We start from the raw sequence: 20846 nt of genomic DNA, 5'->3' as shown, positions 1-20846 counted from the left end.
TTGGCACCCCCAATTTTGAAACTCGATGACATCAAGCTGACCTTCGGCGTGACCCCGCTGCTCGACGGCGCCAATCTTCAGGTGGAGCCCGGTGACCGTATCTGCCTTGTCGGACGCAACGGTTCGGGCAAATCCACGCTGATGAAGATCGCCGCGGGTCTCGTCGAGGCGCAGTCGGGCGAGGTTTTCCGGCATCCCGCCGCCACCATTCGTTATCTGGAACAGGCACCGGATTTTGCCGGTTATGACACTGTGCAGGCCTATGCGGAAGCGGGGCTTGGGCCGGGTGACGATCCCTATCGCGTGACCTATCTTCTCGAACATCTGGGTCTTACCGGACAGGAAAATCCGGAGAGCCTTTCCGGCGGCGAGGCGCGCCGTGCGGCACTTGCCCGCGTCATGGCGCCTGAGCCCGATATTTTGATGCTGGACGAGCCGACCAACCATCTCGATCTGCCCACCATCGAATGGCTTGAAAGCGAGCTGCAGCAGACGCGCAGTGCGCTGGTGCTGATCTCGCACGACCGGCGCTTTCTGGAGAAGGTCTCGACCTCGACCGTGTGGCTCGATCGTGGCCAGTCCCGCCGTCTCAATCGTGGCTTTGCCCATTTCGAGGAATGGCGCGACAAGGTTCTGGAAGAGGAAGAGCTGGAGCAGCACAAGCTCGGCAAGGCCATCGAGCGCGAAGAACACTGGATGCGTTACGGCGTGACCGCAAGGCGCAAGCGCAACATGCGCCGCGTCGGTGAGCTTCAGGCGATGCGTGCGGAATATCGCGGCCACAAGGGGCCGCAGGGTTCCGTGCAGGCGACCGTCACGGAAGGGCGGGAATCCGGCAAGCTGGTCATCGAGGCCGACGCCATCACCAAGGCTTACGGCGAGCGCGTGATCGTCGCGCCCTTTTCGCTGCGCGTCCATCGCGGCGATTGCATCGGCTTCGTCGGACCGAACGGCGCCGGTAAAACCACGCTTCTGAAAATGCTCACCGGCCAGCTGGAGCCAGATAGCGGCACGGTGAAGCTTGGCACCAATCTGGAAATCGCGACGCTCGACCAGAAACGCGAGGATCTCAATCCCAACGATACGCTCGCGCATTATCTGACCGATGGGCGTGGTGAAAACCTGCTGGTCAACGGCGAATTGAAGCATGTTACCGGCTATATGAAAGACTTTTTGTTCCAGCCGGAACAGGCCCGCACGCCGATCCGCAACCTTTCCGGCGGCGAGCGCGCGCGTCTTATTCTGGCGCGCATTCTGGCGCGGCCGACCAATCTTCTGATCCTCGACGAGCCGACCAACGATCTTGATATCGAAACGCTCGACCTGCTGCAGGAAATCGTTGCGGGCTTTTCCGGCACGGTTATCCTCGTAAGCCACGACCGCGATTTCCTCGACCGCACCGTCACCTCCACCATCGCGCCCGTCAATCCGGATGAACCGGACGGGCGATGGATCGAATATGCCGGTGGCTATTCGGACATGATGGCGCAGCGCAAGGGTGCGGCGGAAGAAAAGCGCAAGGCTGAGAAACAGGAAAAGGCGAAAGCCGCACCTTCGGCATCTGCGTCGCAGGATACTTCAAAGGCCAAGGGCAAGCTCTCCTTCAAGCAGAAATTTGCGCTCGAAAATCTGCCTAAGGAGATGGAGAAGGCGCAAAGCGAAATCGCAAAACGCGAGCAGCGCATGGCCGATCCGGAACTTTTCACAAAAGATCCGGAAGCTTTCAACACGCTGGCGCAGGAAATGTCGAAGCTGCGCGACAAGCTGGAAGTCATGGAAGAAGAATGGCTGGAACTGGAGATGCTTCGCGAGGAACTGGAGGGCTGAAGGCATCAGTCCTTCCTTTGCCCGTCCTCCTTCGGCCTTTGACAGAAAAGCAGAATTGCCGTTCTATGCCGACGTTCGCTTGGAGGAGTTGAAAAATGCGCATGATTTTTGTCAATCTGCCGGTCAAGAACATCGAGACGTCAAGAAACTTCTTTACTGCTCTCGGTTTCAGCTTCAACCCGGAATATTCAGATGACCACACACTCTGCATGATCGTGGAAGAGAATATCTTCGTGATGCTTCTGCAGGAAGGACGTTTCCGCGATTTCATCAACGGCGACATTGCCGATGCGACGCGAACCACCGAGGTTCTGACCTGTCTTTCCGCTGGAAGCAGGGAGGAAATCGACCGGATGATCGCCACGGCGCTCGCCTCCGGCGGTAGCAGCTGGAAGCCCGTGCAGGACCATGGCTTCATGTATGCCGGAAGCTTTCAGGATCCCGACGGACATGTCTGGGAACTGGTGCATATGACGGAACAGGGCTGACCTCGGCCATCTTGCCAATCGGGGACGGCGGGATTACACCATCATCTTGATCTAACGGGGTGTCTTTTGCGCTTGGCTGCAAAAGGCTGAGAGGCTTGCCAACCCGAAGAACCTGATCCGGTTCATACCGGCGGAGGGATTAGACGGCTTTAACGCAGGCGGCTATTTCCCTATCGTTTTTTTGAGGAGATACCCGTGCGCCGTCGTCGTTTCCTGAATTCCCTCGTCGCCGCCTCGCTGTTTCTGCCCGGTCTTGCCGTTGCACAGGATAGACAGGAACTGACCGTCTACACCTATGAAAGCTTCGTTTCCGAATGGGGTCCCGGCCCCAAGGTGAAGGAGGCCTTCGAGAAGGTTTGTAATTGCACGGTCAATTTCGTTGGCGTGGCCGATGGCGTGGCGCTGCTCAATCGTCTGAAGCTTGAAGGGGCGGGGTCCAAGGCGGATGTCGTCGTCGGTCTCGACACCAATCTTGTCGCGGAAGCAAAACAGACCGGTCTCTTCGATGTCAGCGGCATCGATGCATCGGCGGCCAAAGTGCCCGGCGGTTATACGGACGATGTTTTCATTCCCTATGATTACGGTCATTTCGCTGTCATCTATGACACGCAGACGGTGAAAAGCCCGCCGACGAGCCTGAAAGACCTTGTGGAAGGCGATCCCTCGCAGAAAATCGTTATTCAGGATCCGCGCACCTCCACGCCGGGCCTTGGCCTGCTGTTATGGGTGAAATCGGTTTATGGCGACAAGGCGCCCGAGGCCTGGGCAAAGCTCAGGAAGCGCATTCTCACCGTTACGCCGGGCTGGTCGGAATCCTATGGCCTCTTCACCAAGGGGGAGGTGCCGATGGTGCTCTCCTACACCACCTCGCCCGCCTATCACATGGTCGCTGAAAAAACGGATCGTTATCAGGCCGCCGCCTTTTCCGAAGGACATTACATCCAGATCGAGGTTTCCGGTCTCCTCAAAAACGCGCCGCACAAGGAACTGGCAAAGCAGTTCCTCGCTTTTACGCTGACGTCAGGTTTTCAGGATGCCATTCCGGAAAACAACTGGATGATGCCGGTCGCGGCGACCTCTAAGCCTTTGCCGGAGGCGTTTTCCAAACTCGTCGCGCCGCAGAAGACTTTCCTGATGGCTCCGGAAGAGGTGGCGAAGAACCGCAAGGCATGGATCGATGAATGGCTTGTCGCCATGAGCATGAATTGAGGAAGGGGCACACCCACGCATGATGCTGCGTCGCGATTACCGGCGGTCGATCATTTTCGGAACGGCGGCTTTTGCCGCCGTTTTCCTGTTCATGGCGCTCGCCGTTGCAGCTCTCCTTTCTTTTGATGCGGGCGCGTCCGCTGCCGGTATCATGGATGCCTATACGCTACGCATCCTGCGTTTCACGCTTTATCAGGCGACGCTTTCCACCCTTCTTTCCATTGTTCTCGGCCTGCCGGTGGCGCTGGCGCTTTGCCGGCGACGCGAGTTTCCGGGAAGGATCTGGATCATCAGGCTGATGGCGGTGCCGATGGGTCTGCCTGTGATCGTCGGCGCCTTCGGTATCATCACTATCTGGGGTAGGCAGGGCGTTTTGAATTCGGCCCTCGTTTTTGCCGGGGCAGATGAGCCGTTCAGTATTTACGGTCTTTCCGGCATTCTTATTGCCCACGTGTTTTTCAATCTGCCGCTTTCGGTGCGGCTGATGCTGGCCGGGCTGGAGCGCATTCCGGGCGAATATTGGCACATGGCGGCGAGCCTCGGCATGGGTCCGGTTTCGATTTTCCGTTTTATCGAATGGCCGGCGGTCGCGCGTCTCGTCCCCGGCATTGCCGGGCTTGTCTTCATGCTGTGCGCCACCAGCTTCACGCTCGTTCTTCTTTTGGGGGGCGGGCCGGCGGCAACGACGCTGGAGGTGGCGATCTATCAGGCGCTGCGGTTCGATTTCGATCCGCAGCGGGCGATTGCGCTTTCGGTTTTGCATATTGCCCTCACCGCAATTCTGCTCGGCCTTCTTGCCTTTTTGCCGTCGGCCGAAGCGGAGATTCCCTCGCTTGGCCGTTCCCTTCGCCGTTTCGATGGAAAAGGCGTCGGCGCCCGCCTTGGGGATGGCGTGGCAATCGTGTTCGCTGTTCTGCTGCTCGGCCTGCCGCTTGCCGCCATCGCTTTCTCGGGTTTGAGGGCCGATCTGCCGCGCCTTCTGTCCGCGCCGATTTTCCTGCGCGCGGCGGTGACCAGTCTTGCAATTGCCGTACTGTCCGCAGCCCTTGTTGTGCTCTGCTGCATGGCGATCATCGGCGCGCGCCAGGCGATAGGCTCCAGGCGGCAGGCGGGGCAACCCCTGCGCTTCCTCTCCGCTATGCTGGGGGCAGGGTCTTCGCTGGTGCTTTTGGTGCCGCCTGTCGTATTGGGAAGCGGGTGGTTCCTGTTATTGCGGGTTTTCGGCGATGTCAGCTTCTATGCGCCGGTCCTCGTGGCGCTCATCAATATGCTGATGGCTTTGCCGCTTGCCATGCGGGTGCTGGAACCGGCTTTCACCAGTCATCTTTTGCGCACCGGCCGGCTTTCCGCCAGTCTCGGGCTTCAGGGCTTGACGCGGCTGCGGTTCGCCGATCTTCCGGTTCTGTGGCGGCCGCTGGCCATGGCGTTTTCCTTCGCCATGGCCCTGTCTCTCGGCGATTTAGGTGCCGTTGCCCTGTTCGGGTCGGAAAGTTTCGTCACCCTGCCATGGCTGGTTTACAGCAGCATGGGCAGCTATCGCACCAATGACGCCGCCGGTTATGCCTTCCTTCTCGGTATCGTCTGCCTGTTGCTTGCCGCAGGCGGTGTTGCGCGGCAATCCCCATCAGCAAGGGCGAGCATATGACAGGCGATGATTTTGCCGTTGAACTGGACAAGGTCAGGCTACGGCTTGGAACACAGGATTTCGACCTCGATTGCACATTCCCGCAGAGCCGGATAATCGCCGTCGTCGGCGCGTCCGGTTCGGGCAAGTCGACGCTTCTCAACCTCGTCGCCGGTTTCGAGGCGCCGGATTCCGGCCGTGTGATGATTGGCGGGCAGGACATGACCGCGCTCGATCCTTCGGAAAGACCGGTCTCATCGATCTTTCAGGATAATAATCTGTTTGCACATCTCGATATCTTCACCAATGTCGCTCTCGGTGTCAGCCCCGGGCTGAAATTACGGGTGGAAGACCGGGAACGGATTGAGATGGGGCTTGCGCGTGTTGGTCTGGCGGGTTTCGACAAACGTTTGCCGGGCACGCTTTCCGGCGGAGAAAGGCAGAGGGCGGCGCTGGCGCGCGCGCTGGTCAGGAAAAAACCGATCATGCTGCTCGACGAGCCTTTTGCAGCACTCGATCCGGGACTGCGCGCGGGTATGACCTCCCTACTTCTCGACTTGCATGGAGAAACAAAAAACACGGTGATCATCGTTACTCACCATCCCGAAGACATAAAAAAGCTGGCGCAGCAGGTGGTTTTTCTTGATCGCGGCCGGGTTGTCTATGTCGGCACGACCGCAGATTTCTTCGCCACACAAAATGTGAAGGCGGTGGACAGTTTTCTGAACGGGTGATCGCCTTATTTTCGACGTGTGCCGCTGGCAATCGCTTTAGATGACTTCAATGGCGCTAATTTGCACTTGCGAGTTTCAAGTTGTTGCCCGAGAAAAGATGGGAATTATTGCGTTCTTCAGGAATAATCCGGACTTGATGGATCGTTTTTACCGTTTCGGCATTCATCGCCCGTTGGGGCGAATCTGTTATTCTGGTCCGCAATTAACGGATGATCAGGAACGTTAGGGGCGGGCATAGAGAATGAGAAATAGCATGACTGCACAGTGGAGGTTCTTCTCCCGTTCAGGACTTCGCCGTTCGGCCAGGATGGTTGCAGCCTGTTCCGTGCTGACGGCGTCTGCCGTGTTCCTGTCGTCGTGCCAGTCTCTCTTCAGCCCGGCATACCAGTCCACCCTGCGCCCGTCGGATAATCCGCAAACCGTGGAACAGGTGCAGAAGAATGATCCGCGCGCCCAGATGGGTGCACGCGAACATCCGCGCATCGTGGCAAGTTATGGCGGCGAATATCGTGACGCCAAGACGGAGCGGCTTGTCGCCCGTATTGCCGGCGCTCTGACGGCCGTTTCGGAAAACCCACAACAGTCCTACCGCATCACTATCCTTAACTCGCCGGCCATCAATGCCTTTGCGCTGCCGGGCGGATATCTTTACGTGACGCGCGGACTGTTGGCCCTTGCCAACGATGCTTCGGAAGTGGCCGCCGTGCTTTCGCATGAAATGGGCCATGTCACCGCCAATCACGGCATCGAACGCCAGCGTAGGGAAGAAGCGGAGGTGATTGCCAGCCGCGTGGTTGCCGAAGTGCTGTCGAGCGATCTCGCCGGCAAGCAGGCGCTTGCACGCGGCAAGCTGCGGCTCGCGGCCTTTTCGCGCCAGCAGGAATTGCAGGCGGATGTGATCGGCGTGCGCATGCTGGGCGAGGCCGGTTATGACCCCTTTGCCTCGCCCCGTTTTCTGGATTCCATGGCGGCCTATGCGCGCTTCTCCTCTGCCGATCCCGAAAACGACCAGAGCCTCGACTTCCTTTCCAGCCACCCCAACACGCCGCAGCGCATCGAGCTTGCGCGGCGTCATGCCCGTGCCTTCGGCCAGGACGGCCAGGTCGGGGATCGTGGTCGCGACTGGTTTCTGGATGGCATAGACGGCCTGCTTTATGGCGATAGCCCGCAGGAGGGTTATGTCCGTGGCCAGACATTCCTGCACGGAACGCTTGGCATTCGTTTCGATGTGCCGGAAGGTTTCGTCATCGACAATAAGGTCGAGGCCGTTCTGGCGACGGGGCCGGGCGATATGGCGATCCGTTTCGACGGCGTGGCCGATCCGAAACAGACAAGCCTTGCCAATTACCTGACCAGCGGCTGGGTTGCCGGCCTGTTGCCGGAAACCGTCAAGGAAACGAAGATCAACGGTCTGGAGGCTGCGACGGCGCGGGCAAGCGCGGATAAATGGGACTTCGACGTGACCGTCATTCGCGTCGGCCAGCAGATATTCCGTTTCCTGACGGCCGTGCCGAAGGGCAATACCCAGCTCGATTCTATCGCCAACATATTGCGCACCAGCTTCCGCAAGATGACGCCGCAGGAAATTGCCTCGCTGAAGCCGCTGAGGGTGCGGGTGGTGACGGTGAAGCCCGGTGAAACCGTGGCGACGATGGCGGCGCGGATGATGGGAACCGACCGGAAGCTCGACATGTTCCGCATGATCAACGCCATGAGCGCCACGGCCACCATTCAGCCGGGTCAACGGGTGAAGATTATTTCTGAATAAACAAAAACCCCGGATCGCTCCGGGGTTTGCTGTTCAAGCCATCTGCGGCAATTATTGCCACTCACGCACGTCGACGAAATGACCGGCGATTGCGGCCGCTGCCGCCATAGCTGGCGAGACGAGGTGAGTGCGGCTCTTATAGCCCTGACGACCCTCAAAATTGCGGTTCGAGGTGGAGGCGCAGCGTTCGCCGGGTTTCAGGCGGTCATCATTCATGGCAAGGCACATGGAACATCCGGGCTCGCGCCATTCGAAACCGGCTTCGAGGAAAATCCTGTCCAGACCTTCCTGTTCCGCCTGTTCCTTCACGAGACCGGAGCCGGGCACGATCATTGCCGAGACCGTGGGGGCGACCTTGCGTCCGTCGACGATCTTCGCCGCTGCGCGCAAATCCTCGATGCGGCCATTGGTGCAGGAGCCGATGAAGACGCGGTCGATGGCGATATCGGTGATGCGCGTGCCGGGCTTCAGGCCCATATACTCAAGCGCACGCCACTTGGAGGCGCGCTTGTTTTCCTCCTCGATATCATCGGGATTAGGAACAATGCCTTCAACGGAGGTCACGTCTTCCGGAGACGAACCCCAGGAGACGATGGGCGGCAGGTTGGCCGCATCCAGCACCACGACCTTGTCGTAATGGGCGCCTTCGTCGGATTTCAGCGTTTTCCAATAGGCGATGGCCTGTTCTAGCGTTTCGCCCTTCGGCGAGCGCGGCTTGTCCTTGATATAATCGAAGGTGGTTTCATCCGGTGCGATAAGACCCGCACGCGCGCCGCCCTCAATGGTCATGTTACAGACCGTCATGCGGCCTTCCATGGAGAGCGAACGGATCGCCTCGCCGGCAAATTCGATGACGTGGCCGGTGCCGCCAGCCGTGCCGATCTCACCGATGATGGCGAGGATAATGTCCTTGGCGGTAACGCCATCAGGAATTTTACCGTCGACACGCACCAGCATGTTCTTGGCTTTCTTCTGGATCAGCGTCTGCGTCGCCAGAACATGCTCCACTTCCGAGGTGCCGATGCCATGCGCCAGTGCGCCAAAGGCGCCGTGGGTCGAGGTATGGCTGTCGCCGCAGACGATCGTCATTCCCGGCAGGGTGAAGCCCTGTTCGGGGCCGACGATATGGACGATGCCCTGGCGCTTGTCGCGCTCGGAATAATATTCGACGCCGAAATCCTTGGCGTTCTGCGCAAGCGCTTCCACCTGAATGCGGCTTTCCTCGTTCTTGATGCCTTCCAGCCTGTCGGCCGTGGTCGGAACGTTGTGGTCCACGACGGCCAGCGTGCGGGCAGGCGAATGCACGGGGCGGCCGGCCATGCGCAGACCTTCGAAGGCCTGCGGGCTCGTCACCTCATGGACGAGGTGACGGTCGATGTAGAGAAGACAGGTTCCGTCCGGGTCACGATTGACGACGTGGTCGTCCCAGATCTTGTCATATAAGGTGCGGGGTGCGCTCATGGCTCTATGCCTTGTCATGGAAAAGGGTAATCAGGGTTCAGAAAGGCGTGGACAGCGGTGCTGTCAGGCGAGCCTAAGTCGGCTGGTGAGCGCCCCGGAAACGCGCGCAAAGAACCGTGCCGGCAGACGCTTGTGGTCCTGCAGCACATAAACATTCTGCGCGAGACATCCGAATTTAGATCCCATGGCAGCCTTCATAGCAGATCGCCGGTTTAACGGCAATATGAATGCGCAAAGCACGGAACGCGACGGTTAGGCATTTTCCACGTGCGCTGCATCATTGCTGAATGGCCTCAACAGTCTTGTCTTGCAGGGGGGCGTCAATGGTTATGGTGCAATGCAACTTGCCTATTTTGCGGCGCACATATAGATGGGTTCCCTTATCATTTGCGTTTCGACGAGAAATCGAAGGGAGGGAAAGCATATGGTATCCGAAAAAGCCCTTATCTCGAAGATCACCTGGCGGCTGATGCCGTTTCTTGGCCTTCTCTATCTCATTGCCTATATCGACCGCCAAAATGTCAGCTTCGCAAAGCTGCAGATGGTCGATGCGCTGAGCCTCAGCGAATACGCCTACGGCCTTGGCGCTTCGCTGTTCTTCATCGGCTATTTCCTCTTTGAGGTGCCGAGCAATCTGTTCCTCAACCGTTTCGGCGCCAGCAAATGGTTCGCCCGCATTCTGGTTTCCTGGGGCGCCGTCACCATCGCGCTTGCCTACACGCAGAACGCCACGATGTTTTACATCCTGCGCTTCCTGCTCGGGCTCTGCGAGGCGGGCTTCTTCCCCGGTGTATTGTTCCTGATGACGCTCTGGTTCCCGCGTGATTATCGCGGCCGCATGATCGGCCTGTTCATGATTTTCAGCGCGCTTGCCAATGCCATCGGCGCGCCGCTCGGCGGCATGCTGCTCGATCTGGATGGTTTCCTCGGTTATGCCGGATGGGAATGGGTGTTTCTCGCGACCGGTATTCCGGCGGTGATCGCCGGTATCGTCACCTTCTTTTATCTGGACGATACACCCGAAAAGGCGAAGTTCCTGAGCCGGGATGAAAAGGACTGGTTGAAGAACCAGCTGGCCCAAGAGAACAAAGGCATGGAAGAGCATGCAGAGGATGGCTTCAAGGCGCTGGTCAATCCGCGCGTTCTGTTCATGGCGCTTTGCTATGTCGGATTCCCGCTGGCCGCGTATGGTCTCAGCTACTGGCTTCCGACCATTGTGAAGAGCTTCGGCGTTTCCAACACCGCCAATGGCTTCATCAACATCATCCCCTGGGTGATCGTTGCCGTTGCCCTGTTCATCGTGCCTTTGGCAGCCGACAAGGCAAAGAACAAGACGCCCTATATCGTCGGCCCCGCCTTCATCGGCGCCTTTTGCCTGTTGATGTCGGCCTTGCTCAGTGACCCGGTGCTGCAGTTCGCCTTCCTCTGCATCGCCGCTGCCGGTATCTTTGCCGGTCAGCCGGTGTTCTGGAGTCTGCCCGGTCGCTTCCTCAAGGGAGCAGGTGCGGCCGCCGGCATCGCCGCGATCAATTCCGTCGGCAACCTGGGTGGCTTCGTGGCGCAGAACGTGGTGCCCTGGATCAAGGATGAGACCGGCAGCACCATTGCGCCGATGTTCTTCCTTGCCTTCTGCCTGGCGCTAGCAGGCGTGCTCGTCATCATCGCAACGCGTAGAATGGGCAATCAGGTCAAAGCGGCCTGATTCTGGAATATTGCGACATCTGAAGCGGTTGCCGACCGTCGCATATGCAAAAAAATCGTGGCCCGGATGTTTCCGGGCCACGATCATCTTTAGCGGCAAATAATGAATTCTCTTCGAGAGAATTATGCGGTGAACCAGTCGCTACCGGTCAGGTGAACACCGGCGACAACGATCTTTTCGCCCTTGTGCTCGCCAGTGACGTTGTAGGTGAGGATGGTGTCGTTATCGATCGTCGACACCGCCCAGTTGTCGAGTACCGTACCGACCAGCTTGAGCTTGTCCATGGCGACGTTGAAGCCTTCGATGGTGTCGGTCGCCAAGCTCTTGGCCATGTCGCCGAGATTGAAAACGAAGGTATCGGCACCACCGCTTGCCTTTATGTGGTCGATGCCCTTACCGCCGGTTACCAGCGAGGAGGCGAGGTTTACGCCACTCAGGTCGATAGAGTCGTTGCCTGCGCCGGCGTCGATCTTGACGGAGGTGAAGCTGCCGTCGGTGACGCCAGCGCCACCGTTCACGACGTTGGTACCGGCAGCAACGCCGCCATCGAACGCCGTGCCCGCCTTGACCACGATGGTGTCGTTGCCGGCGCCCGTGTCGATGTTGAAGGCATTTACCCAAGCCTTGTCGTTCGAAATGACAGAGACGGTGACCGTGTCGTTGCCTGCGCCGGTCGAGATGTTGCCACGCTTGGCATTGAGAACTTCCACGGTGGAAGAACCGGTGCCGCCGAGATGAACGTCGACCTGAACGAAATCCTTGAAGATAAGGTTTTCAGAAGTGTCGGACTGGGCGAGAGCGTTCTTTACCGAATTCCATGCCGACGACACGTCAAATTTGAAGCCGTTCGAGCTGGGGTCATAGCCGACATCGACCGTGCCGCCCGCGCCGGTGCCGGGAACGGATACCGCGCCGACATTGACCACGCCGGAGTCGAGCGAAGAACCGTTTTTGACCTGTGCTGTGGATTCGGTGAGGAGCTTATAAGCTTCCTGATCGACCAGGTTGGTGAGCGAAGAGACTGAAGCAGCGCCACCATTACCAAAAGTTACTTTTAACGCCATTTTACACTCCCATAAATTTTTGAGAAATCGATGAATTGAAATTAAATTTATAATAAATATTGCGGGTAATATTTAATACGTAAAAAATGATAATACAATATAAGAAATTGTTTTTTTGAATAAAGTGCGTCTTTAACGTGTTGCGAAAATTCCTTTCGAAAAATTATGCAATGGAAACTGCTTATTCCTGTACGAAGGTCTTTTTGAGCCTGTCCTGGAACGGCTTGACAAAATAAGAAAGAACGCTCCTTTCGCTGGTTTGTATGAATACTTCGGCCGGCATGCCGGGATATAATTTCCCGCCGGGCAGATGACCCATTCCGGCCTTGTCGGGTTTGATGCGCAGCGCGTAATAAGATGTGCCAGTTCGGGAGTCCGTCTGCAGGTCGGGGGCGACGACAGCAACTTGCGCACTCAAATCCGGTGTCGTGCTTTGATTGAACGCCGTGAAACGAATGGTAACCGGCTGTCCGACGTAAATCTGATCGATGTCTCGCGGCGGAATATTGGCTTCGATGGCGAGCTCATCCTGCTCCGGCACCACCAGCATCAGCACTTCGCCCGGTTGAATGACACCGTTTATATTGTGCACTGAAAGCTGGTAGACGCGGCCGGCGATCGGTGAGCGGATGTCAAGGCGATCCAGCTGGTCGCGCGTTGCTGCCAGCCGCTCTTCATATTCCGCGACGGTCGCTTCGATCGATGTCAGTTCTTTCGTGACTTCCGATTTCCGGTCTTCATCGAGCTGAAGCAATTGCAGGTCCAATTCGCTCAGCTTGCCCACCGTCTGTGCCCGGGCGGCGATGTATTGGCCCTGCTGGCCTTCGAGACTGGAAAGCTGGCGCTTGAGGAGATTGAGGCGCTGAAGCGTGACAAGCCCTTTTTTGAAGAGCTCGTCCGTCTTTGAAACATCTTCCTTTACGATGGTAAGCTCATTGTCCGTTGCCTGCACCTGCACCTTGAGGCCGCGAGCCTCGTCGGCGAGCTGATCCTTGCGTGTTGCCAGCTGCTTTTTCATGCCGATCAAGGCGTTGCGACGGCTGTTGAAGAGGTTCTGTTCGCTATCGATAAAGGTTTTGGCGGCCTTGGAACTTGTCAGGGCCGCCAGATCTTCCTGCACGGCGAAGGACGTCGCCTCGGCAATTTCCGCACGCAGACGAGCCCGGCGCGCGTAGAGTTGCGCAAGCGTATTTTCAACGATCGAGAGGTTCGCCTGCACGACGGTCGCGCTCAGCCGCAACAAGATCTGACCGGCTTCGACCCTGTCACCTTCGGCGACATTTATCTCGCTGACGATGCCACCGGAAAGATGCTGGATCTTTTTGGAATTGCCTTCAACGACGACCCGGCCCGTGGCGACCACCGCACCGGCAAGCTTTGCAAAAGCAGCCCACCCACCCAGTCCGACCAAAAGGCCGAGCGCCAGAACGACCACCGCGGTCGAGTGTTTGAGAATGGAGGCATTTGTCCTGCCGGTTTTTTCCGTCTCAACCATTTTCGCTCACCCGGTTTTCAATCTTGCGCGTCTCTTCCTCCTCAGGCACCTGGCGGATATTCTGTCGCAGTATTTGCGCGAGCACCTCCTCCTTCGTGCCAAAACGCAGCATCCGGCCGTTGCTCATCACCATCACCAGATTGACACTTTCAATGGCGCTGGGGCGATGGGCAATCACGACGACGATGCCGCCGCGCGCCCTGATGTCGCCAATGGCATTGCGCAGGGCCGCTTCGCCTTCGCTGTCCAGATTGGAGTTCGGCTCATCGAGAAGAACGAAAAAAGGCTCGCCAAACAGGGCGCGGGCAAGGCCGATGCGCTGTTTTTGTCCGCCCGATAAAGCCTCGCCACGGTCACCAATATAGGTATCGTAACCGTTGCGCAGGTTCAGGATCAGCTCATGCACCTGAGCGGCCTTGGCCGCGGCGACAACCGCTTCCGCTGTCGCGTCGCGGTCGAAGCGCGCAATATTCTGCGCCACAGTCCCGGGCATCAGCTCCACCTGCTGGGGCATGTAGCCGACGGATTTGCCGAGAAATTCGAAATCCCACTGGTTGAGCGCGGCCCCATCGAAGCGGACGGAACCGCGTTCATAGGGCCAGATGCCGGTCATCAAGCGTGCCAGCGTGGATTTGCCCGAGGCGCTTGGGCCGATGATGCCGAGACCATCGCCCGCGTTCAGCGTGAAGGAAATATCGGCAACCGTATCGCGCGCGCCGTTTGGCGGTCCACCGGTTACACGGTCAACCGCGACGGTATATTGCGGGCGAGGCAGGGAGAGCGGCAGCGAGGGTTCGGGCGCCAGTTCCAGGAACTCGTTGACGCGTTTCCAGCCCTGTCTTGCAGTCATGAAGCTGCGCCAGTTTGCAATCGCATGTTCGACAGGGCCGAGCGCCTTTGCGGAGAGGATCGAGCCCGCAATGATACTACCCGCCGATGCATTGCCGTCGATGACAAGAACGGCGCCGATAGCCATAACGCCGGATTGCAGCAACAGCCGGAATGTGCGCGACATGGCGCCGAGCATGCCGGCCGTATCGGATGTCGCCAGGGTGACGGCGCGATATCTGCAATGTAGCTCGTCCCACATGGATGTCACCGCCCCCATCATTCCCATGGTCTTGATGGATTCAATGTTGCGCTGGCTGCTGCCGACGAGGACGTTTCTTTGGCCTCGTGCAGTATAAGCCTGTTTTGTCGCCCTTTCGGTCAACCAATTGGTCAGAAGCGTCAGTACGATAAGAACCAAGGCGCCGCCGAGCACGGCGAAGCCGATCCATGGATGCAGGGCAAAACAGATCAGCAGATAGATGGGCAGCCAGGGAATATCGAAAAAAGCCGCCGGACCTGGCCCGGAGAGAAACTGGCGGATCTGATCGAGATCGCCGACGATCTGCAGCCCATCGACCTTCCCCGAGGCAAGGAGCGGGGCAGTGATTGACGCCCTGAAAAGCTTCTGATTGAGCGCGTCGTCCATATTGTCCGAGATGCGCGCCAATATGCGTCCTCGCAGCGCGTCGAAGCCCATCAGAAACGCGTAGAGAACGATCAGGAGAACAACCAGCGCCACAAGAGATGGAATGCTCTTGCTGGGCAAGATGCGGTCGTAAACTTCCAGCATGAAAAGCGAGCCGGAAAGATTAAGGATGTTCATCAACGCGCTGGCCAGGCCAACCGCGAAAAAAGCAGACTTATTTTTTGTTAAAAAAGAATTAAATAAAAACATAATAACACCTGAAACGGCTAGAAAATTGCACAATAAATGCAATTAGGCAATGCTGTTCGAGGATGGGCTAAAACACTCGGGCAAGAAATCAGGCAGGTATTTGTTGGCGGTCGAAATCTGCTGCATCTTTCGGCGAAGCAAATGACTGAAAGAACGTCGGTATTCTCTCTGGCCAGCCAGTGCTCGCCAAGCACGGCTTTCAAACCGCATGCGGGATTTTCCCGGCATGGTTTGTTGCGTTACATCGGCGCAACAAAAAAGGCGACCCGAAGGTCGCCTTTCGTGCATCCATCGAAATGGAAATCTTATTCCGCTGTGGCTTCTGCAGCCTTTGCTGCTTCTTCCGCTGCTTTGGCTTCTGCGGCCTCAGCTGCTGCTTTTTCGGCGGCCAGAGCCTGTGCTGCTGCTACCTTTTCGGCTTCCAGACGTGCCTTTTCTTCGGCAGCGGCCTGGCGCTCGGATTCGTTCAGCTTGCGGGCGCGCGTACCGGTGTTTTCAACGATACGGGCAGCTTTACCGCGACGGTCGCGCAGGTAGTAGAGCTTCGCGCGGCGAACCTTACCGCGGCGAACGATTTCTACGCCTTCGACCAGCGGGGAGTAGATCGGGAATACGCGCTCGACGCCTTCGCCGTAGGAAATCTTGCGAACGGTGAAGCTTTCGGAAAGACCGCCGCCGGAACGGGCGATGCAAACGCCTTCGTAAGCCTGAACGCGGGTACGGTTACCTTCGGTAACGCGCACGTTGACGCGCAGGGTGTCGCCCGGAGAAAACTCGGGCAGGGTGCGCTTTGCTTCGATCTTGGCGGCCTGTTCGGCTTCCAGCTGCTGAATGATATTGGTCATGTTAACCTCTGATTTCTTCTGAAACAGCCAGAGCGCTCAACGGTTCATCTGTCGGTCAATGCCTTCAGACCATGCCTTGCGGCAGGAGCGGGTTCGCCATTCTTTGCTTTCGGTTGGGATATTTCCCATTTCCACGCGGGCACATACACGAGGCAGCGCCGTTTGTCATCCCTTTCATGACAATATTTTATCAATTACGCGCCGCGTTCCGGCAGTTGCGAAGCAGCGTGCTGGCGGTTATGGCATGGGAACCTTGGGAGGGGCCATGTCCGTATTCATTATTCTCATGCTGTTTGCCACCGGCTTTCTGTCGGGTGTCGTTAATGCCATTGCCGGTGGCGGCACATTTTTGACCTTCGGCGCGATGACGCTGGCCGGCCTGCCGCCGATCGTCGCCAACGCCACGTCAGCCATCGTGCAGTTTCCGGGCTACGTCACCTCTGTCATCGCCTATGGGCCGGAAATTCGCGCCCATTGGCGCGAGGCGATCCTTCTGTCTGCCGTTTCAGTCGTTGGCGGGCTGGCCGGATCGCTTCTGCTTTTGTCGCTCGACAATCCTTCCTTCCGCCAGCTTGTGCCATGGCTTCTTCTCGCTGCAACCGCCGTTTTCGCTGCCGGCCCATGGCTGCGGCCAAAAGCGAGCGTCGAACGTTCGCCCGGTAATCTGCCGAGCCTCATTTTCCAGGGACTCGCTTCCGTCTATGGCGGTTTTTTTGGCGCCGGCATGGGCATCATGATGCTGGCCATTCTCGGAATAACCTCGGGAGGCAGCTATCATCATCTGAATGCGCTGAAAAACCTCTTGTCAGTCGTGATCGCCGTTATCGCAATCGCGATCTTCGTCAGCGGCGGCGTCGTTTCCTGGTGGGCAGCGCTCATCATGTTCCCCGCGGCCGCACTTGGCGGCTATGCGGGCGTGCATACGGCACGGCGGGTGCCGCAATGGATCATCCGCTGGCTGGTGATCGCGGTCGGGCTGGTGCTGACGGCCTATTATTTTGTTTCGGCCTGAGCCTTTACCAGAAGGTCCGGACGTCTTTCCTGCGTCAGCTTCAGCGCCTGTTCATGACGCCACCTGTCGATGACGGCGTGGTTGCCGGAAGTGAGAACGGCTGGGATGTCACGGCCTTCCCAGACCTGCGGGCGGGTATAGTGCGGATGTTCCAGCAGTCCGCCCTCGAAGCTTTCATGCACACCGGAAAGATCGTTGCCCATAACGCCCGGCAGGATACGGACGACGGCGTCAAGAAGCGTCAACGCCGCCGGCTCACCGCCGGAGAGGATGTAATCGCCGATCGACACTTCCTCCAGCCCGCGCGCCTCTATCACCCGCTGGTCGACGCCTTCGAAACGACCGCAGACGATAATCGCGCCTTCTCCGGCGGCCAGTTCACGCACACGGTTTTGTGACAGCGGCTTGCCGCGCGGGCTCATCAGCAGCCGCGGGCGTGTATCGCCATTGGAAACATGGTCGATGGCCGCCGCCAGAACGTCGGGTTTCAGCACCATGCCGGCGCCGCCGCCTGCCGGCGTGTCATCGACGCTTCTGTGTTTGTCGGTGGCAAATTCGCGGATCTGTACGGCGTCCAGTGACCATTGCCCCCGCTCCAGCGCCTTGCCCGCCAGCGAATATCCGAGATGTCCCGGAAACATTTCCGGGTAGAGCGTCAGAACGGTAGCCTTGAAGGTCATTGTTTATTTCTTGCCGAAAGGCGATACGCCGGTTTCGTCCTTGTCATCGGGATTGTCGATCAGTCCGGCGGCCATCGGATCGATGAGAATGCGACCGGCTTCGAGGTCGATTTCCAGCACGGCCGCTTCCGAAAAGGGAATGAGGGCAGGGCGACGGCCCGCGCCTTTCAACTCCAGCAGGTCACCCGCGCCGAAATCGTAAACGGCGCTGACGGCGCCATAACTTTTGCCTTCCGCATCGACGGCTTCCAGCCCTTCGAGATCGGCATAATAAAACTCGTCATCGTCAAGCTCGTCGTCAGGCAGATTGTCGCGGTCGATGAACAGTTCCAGACCGTTCAGGCTTTCCGCTGCATTTCGGTCATTGATGCCCCTGAAACGGACAACGACGACATTCTTTCCTTCACGGACTTCCAGAATTTCGAAGATACGGCCATCGGCGGTAACCAGATTGCCATAATCGCCGAGCGCCATCGGATCGGCCGTATAGGTGCTGACACGGACTTCGCCGCGCAGGCCCTGTGCGCCGCCGATTTTTGCCATGAGTACCGGGTTTTCCAGCTTTGCCATCGGGCCGTCCGTCTTCTGGTGTTGGTTGCGTCAGCTTTAAGGTTTGTTGACGCCAAAATAAACAAAAAACGGGCGGCATGGAAAACCACACCACCCGTTCTTCAAAAGTTTCCGTGCAGATTATTCTGCAGCAGAGGCTTCCGCAGCAGCAGCGGCTGCATCTTCAGCCTTCTGCTTCTTTTCAGCGATGCGCTCGAGAGCGCGCTTGCCCGGCTTTGCCTTTTCCGGGTTGCTGCGAGCGGCGCGCTCGGCAAGGCCGGCTTCAGCGAGGAAGCGCAGAACGCGGTCGGTCGGCTGTGCGCCCTTGGCGATCCATTCCTTGATGAGGTCAGCCTTCAGCTCAACGCGCTGCGGGTTGTCCTTGCCGAGCATCGGGTTCCAGGAGCCGACCTTCTCGAGGAAACGGCCGTCGCGGGGCGAACGGGCGTCAGCAACGACGATCTGGTAATACGGGCGCTTCTTGGAACCACCGCGTGCGAGACGAATTTTAAGTGCCATGTAATATACTCCTTAGGATGGCTTGTCCGCCGTTCAGGCGGTCTTGTCGAGGCCGCCGTGTTCGGCGGCGATTGCTTCATGATGCCGGATGACTTCCTTGATGATGAAGTTCAGGAACTTCTCGGCGAAATCCGGATCCAGATTGGCGTCCTTCGCAAGACGGCGAAGGCGTTCGATCTGGTATTCCTCGCGCGCCGGATCAGCCGGCGGCAAACTGTATTTTGCCTTCAATACGCCCACCGCCTTGGTGCAGCGAAACCGTTCGGCAAGAATGTGAACCAGTGCGGCATCGATATTGTCGATCGACTGGCGGTATTCGGAAAGCTGGGCTTTCACCTCTGTATTGTTCATTGGCGTGCCCTCACTTCTTTTTCGGGAAACCGGGAAGGCCCGGCATGCCGCCAAGACCCGGCAGCTTTGCGCCACCGAGACCGGGCAATCCGCCCGGCAGACCGCCAAGGCCGGGCATCGCTCCCGGCTTGCCGAGGCCGGCGGCTTCGGCCTGCTTCTGCAGCGCCTCAAGCTGCTTCGGATCGATGTTCGACAGGTCAGGCATACCGCCGCCCATCATGCCGCCCCCGAGGCCACCGAGCCCCATCTTGCCGGCAAGGCCGCCCATCATCTGCTTCATCATGCCGCCCTTGCCCTTGCCGCCCATGGCTTTCATCATGTCGGCCATGCCACGGTGCATTTTCAGGAGCTTGTTGATTTCGGCGGCATCCGTGCCCGAACCGGCGGCGATGCGCTTTTTGCGGCTGTGTTTCAGAATATCCGGATTGGCGCGCTCGGCCTTGGTCATGGACGAGATGATGGCGATCTGGCGGTCGAACATCTTGTCGTTCATGCCGGCCGAAGCCATCTTGTCCTTCATGCCGGCCATGCCGGGCATCAGACCCATGATGCCGCCCATGCCGCCCATCTTTTTCATCTGGCCAAGCTGGTCGGCGAGATCATTGAGATCGAACTTGCCTTTGGCCATTTTCTCGGCCATGGCGCGGGCTTTTTCCGCATCGATGTTTTCGGCGGCTTTTTCGACCAGGGAGACGATGTCGCCCATGCCGAGGATACGGTCGGCGATACGGCGCGGATGGAACTCGTCGAGTTCGTTCATGCGCTCGCCGATACCGATCAGCTTGATCGGCTTGCCGGTGACGGCGCGCATGGAGAGAGCCGCACCGCCGCGGCCGTCGCCGTCCATACGGGTCAGTACGAGGCCGGTGATGCCGACACGTTCATCGAAATTGCGCGCCAGATTAACGGCGTCCTGACCGGTCAGCGAATCCGCGACCAGCAGGATTTCATGCGGGTTCGACTTCTTCTTGATGTCGGCCATTTCCAGCATCAAGGGTTCGTCGATATGGGTGCGGCCGGCGGTATCGAGAATGACGACGTCATGGCCGCCGAGCTTTGCGGCCTGCACGGCGCGTGCGGCAATATCCGTCGGCGACTGGCCGGCAATGATCGGCAGCGTGTCGACGCCGGTCTGGACGCCCAACTGGCGAAGCTGTTCCTGAGCGGCCGGACGGCGCGTGTCGAGAGATGCCATCAGCACCTTCTTCTTGTCGCGGTCGGTCAGGCGCTTGGCGATCTTGCCAGTGGTCGTCGTTTTACCCGAGCCCTGCAGACCCACCATCATGATGACAACGGGGGCGGCGGCGTGAAGATCGATGGAAACGCCTTCGGTGCCGAGCATTTCGACAAGCTCGTCATGCACGATCTTGACGACCATCTGGCCGGGCTTGATGGATTTGAGAACAGCTGCGCCAACAGCCTTTTCACGCACCCTGTCGGTGAAGGAGCGCACGACTTCCAGCGCCACATCCGCTTCCAGAAGCGCACGGCGAACCTCGCGCAGGGCGGCGGCAACATCGGCTTCCGTCAGCGCGCCACGGCCGGTCAGTCCATTCAGAATGGAACCAAGGCGGTCCTGGAGGTTTTCAAACATCGTTTCTTCCTTCTTCGTTCCGGGGTTCCCGAAACGTCGGTGCTTTCGCTGGCAAAAACAAGACGCAAAGCCAAAAAGCACCCGAGGGCGCATCGCGCTGTCGGGTGTTGACCTCCGGGATCTCTTTATACCTTTTCGGGTCCCGGTCGGCGGCTTGGAGTCGTGAAACTGCCAGCTGATGGGCGGGATAAACAGGAA

General features: G+C 58.4%; 18 protein-coding genes and 1 riboswitch. Of the genes, 8 read left to right on the top strand and 10 right to left on the bottom strand.

The features are described from left to right. The 6 genes from AGR1_RS13940 to AGR1_RS13910 all read left to right on the top strand — a co-directional run bounded on the left by AGR1_RS13940 (position 1) and on the right by AGR1_RS13910 (position 7650). Positions 1-1827, top strand: a complete 1827-nt coding sequence (locus AGR1_RS13940) for an ABC-F family ATP-binding cassette domain-containing protein (protein WP_080792328.1) — start codon at positions 1-3, stop codon at positions 1825-1827. A gap of 95 nt (positions 1828-1922) precedes the next feature. Beyond that, positions 1923-2315, top strand: a complete 393-nt coding sequence (locus tag AGR1_RS13935; protein ID WP_080792330.1) for a VOC family protein — start codon at positions 1923-1925, stop codon at positions 2313-2315. 45 nt (positions 2316-2360) lie between these two features. Continuing rightward, a riboswitch (TPP riboswitch) is annotated at positions 2361-2471 on the top strand. Positions 2472-2510: 39 nt separating this feature from the next. Continuing rightward, positions 2511-3524 carry a thiamine ABC transporter substrate binding subunit gene (gene thiB / locus AGR1_RS13930; protein WP_149147161.1) on the top strand — a complete coding sequence of 338 codons (1014 nt, stop codon included), beginning with the start codon at positions 2511-2513 and terminating at the stop codon, positions 3522-3524. 19 nt (positions 3525-3543) lie between these two features. Beyond that, on the top strand, positions 3544-5169 hold the full coding sequence (gene thiP / locus AGR1_RS13925; protein ID WP_149147160.1) for a thiamine/thiamine pyrophosphate ABC transporter permease ThiP: 1626 nt from the start codon (positions 3544-3546) through the stop codon (positions 5167-5169). Continuing rightward, on the top strand, positions 5166-5882 hold the full coding sequence (locus AGR1_RS13920) for an ATP-binding cassette domain-containing protein (RefSeq protein WP_149147159.1): 717 nt from the start codon (positions 5166-5168) through the stop codon (positions 5880-5882). The genes thiP and AGR1_RS13920 overlap by 4 nt, the downstream gene beginning before the upstream one ends. 307 nt (positions 5883-6189) lie before the next feature. Further along, positions 6190-7650: a M48 family metalloprotease gene (locus tag AGR1_RS13910; RefSeq protein WP_348640586.1), complete on the top strand. Its 1461-nt coding sequence runs from the start codon at positions 6190-6192 to the stop codon at positions 7648-7650. 51 nt (positions 7651-7701) lie between these two features. Here the strand turns inward: AGR1_RS13910 and leuC are convergent, their stop codons facing one another. Beyond that, a complete protein-coding gene (gene leuC, locus AGR1_RS13905; RefSeq protein WP_149147157.1) occupies positions 7702-9111 on the bottom strand; it encodes a 3-isopropylmalate dehydratase large subunit in 1410 nt (469 codons plus the stop codon). Positions 9112-9535: 424 nt separating this feature from the next. On the opposite strand from leuC, the gene AGR1_RS13895 reads away from it, so the two are divergent. Then, positions 9536-10813: an MFS transporter gene (locus tag AGR1_RS13895; RefSeq protein ID WP_149147156.1), complete on the top strand. Its 1278-nt coding sequence runs from the start codon at positions 9536-9538 to the stop codon at positions 10811-10813. Between the two features lie 122 nt (positions 10814-10935). On the opposite strand, the gene AGR1_RS13890 is transcribed toward AGR1_RS13895, so the two are convergent. The 4 genes from AGR1_RS13890 to rplS all read right to left on the bottom strand — a co-directional run bounded on the left by AGR1_RS13890 (position 10936) and on the right by rplS (position 15943). Further along, the gene (locus tag AGR1_RS13890) at positions 10936-11877 is read right to left on the bottom strand and encodes a rhizobiocin (protein ID WP_080792359.1); all 942 of its coding nucleotides are present in this window, start codon (positions 11875-11877) and stop codon (positions 10936-10938) included. 181 nt (positions 11878-12058) lie between these two features. After that, positions 12059-13372, bottom strand: a complete 1314-nt coding sequence (locus AGR1_RS13885) for an HlyD family type I secretion periplasmic adaptor subunit (RefSeq protein ID WP_149147155.1) — start codon at positions 13370-13372, stop codon at positions 12059-12061. Beyond that, positions 13365-15098 (bottom strand): type I secretion system permease/ATPase, encoded by a 1734-nt coding sequence (locus tag AGR1_RS13880; RefSeq protein WP_149147154.1) that lies wholly within the window; start codon positions 15096-15098, stop codon positions 13365-13367. The genes AGR1_RS13885 and AGR1_RS13880 overlap by 8 nt, the downstream gene beginning before the upstream one ends. Positions 15099-15403: 305 nt before the next feature. Continuing rightward, the gene (gene rplS, locus AGR1_RS13875; RefSeq protein ID WP_006310880.1) at positions 15404-15943 is read right to left on the bottom strand and encodes a 50S ribosomal protein L19; all 540 of its coding nucleotides are present in this window, start codon (positions 15941-15943) and stop codon (positions 15404-15406) included. Between the two features lie 265 nt (positions 15944-16208). On the opposite strand from rplS, the gene AGR1_RS13870 reads away from it, so the two are divergent. Further along, on the top strand, positions 16209-16955 hold the full coding sequence (locus tag AGR1_RS13870; protein WP_080792367.1) for a sulfite exporter TauE/SafE family protein: 747 nt from the start codon (positions 16209-16211) through the stop codon (positions 16953-16955). Here AGR1_RS13870 and trmD read toward each other — a convergent pair. The 5 genes from trmD to ffh all read right to left on the bottom strand — a co-directional run bounded on the left by trmD (position 16937) and on the right by ffh (position 20648). Next, entirely contained in the window at positions 16937-17635 is a 699-nt protein-coding gene (gene trmD / locus AGR1_RS13865) for a tRNA (guanosine(37)-N1)-methyltransferase TrmD (protein WP_149147153.1), read from the bottom strand. The two genes, AGR1_RS13870 and trmD, sit on opposite strands and share 19 nt — an antisense overlap. Before the next feature lie 3 nt (positions 17636-17638). After that, positions 17639-18205 (bottom strand): ribosome maturation factor RimM, encoded by a 567-nt coding sequence (gene rimM / locus AGR1_RS13860; RefSeq protein ID WP_080792373.1) that lies wholly within the window; start codon positions 18203-18205, stop codon positions 17639-17641. Positions 18206-18325: 120 nt separating this feature from the next. Further along, positions 18326-18703, bottom strand: coding sequence for a 30S ribosomal protein S16 (gene rpsP, locus AGR1_RS13855; RefSeq protein ID WP_003520510.1), 378 nt, complete (start codon positions 18701-18703; stop codon positions 18326-18328). Between the two features lie 33 nt (positions 18704-18736). After that, positions 18737-19054 carry a chorismate mutase gene (locus AGR1_RS13850; RefSeq protein ID WP_080792377.1) on the bottom strand — a complete coding sequence of 106 codons (318 nt, stop codon included), beginning with the start codon at positions 19052-19054 and terminating at the stop codon, positions 18737-18739. Between the two features lie 10 nt (positions 19055-19064). Beyond that, positions 19065-20648, bottom strand: a complete 1584-nt coding sequence (gene ffh, locus AGR1_RS13845) for a signal recognition particle protein (protein ID WP_149147152.1) — start codon at positions 20646-20648, stop codon at positions 19065-19067. Between the last annotated feature and the right edge of the window lie 198 nt (positions 20649-20846).

Origin of the sequence: Agrobacterium sp. B1(2019) (assembly GCF_008274755.1) — a bacterium.
In the GTDB taxonomy this organism is placed as follows: domain Bacteria; phylum Pseudomonadota; class Alphaproteobacteria; order Rhizobiales; family Rhizobiaceae; genus Agrobacterium; species Agrobacterium salinitolerans.
This window is presented reverse-complemented; position numbering and strand designations above follow the sequence as displayed.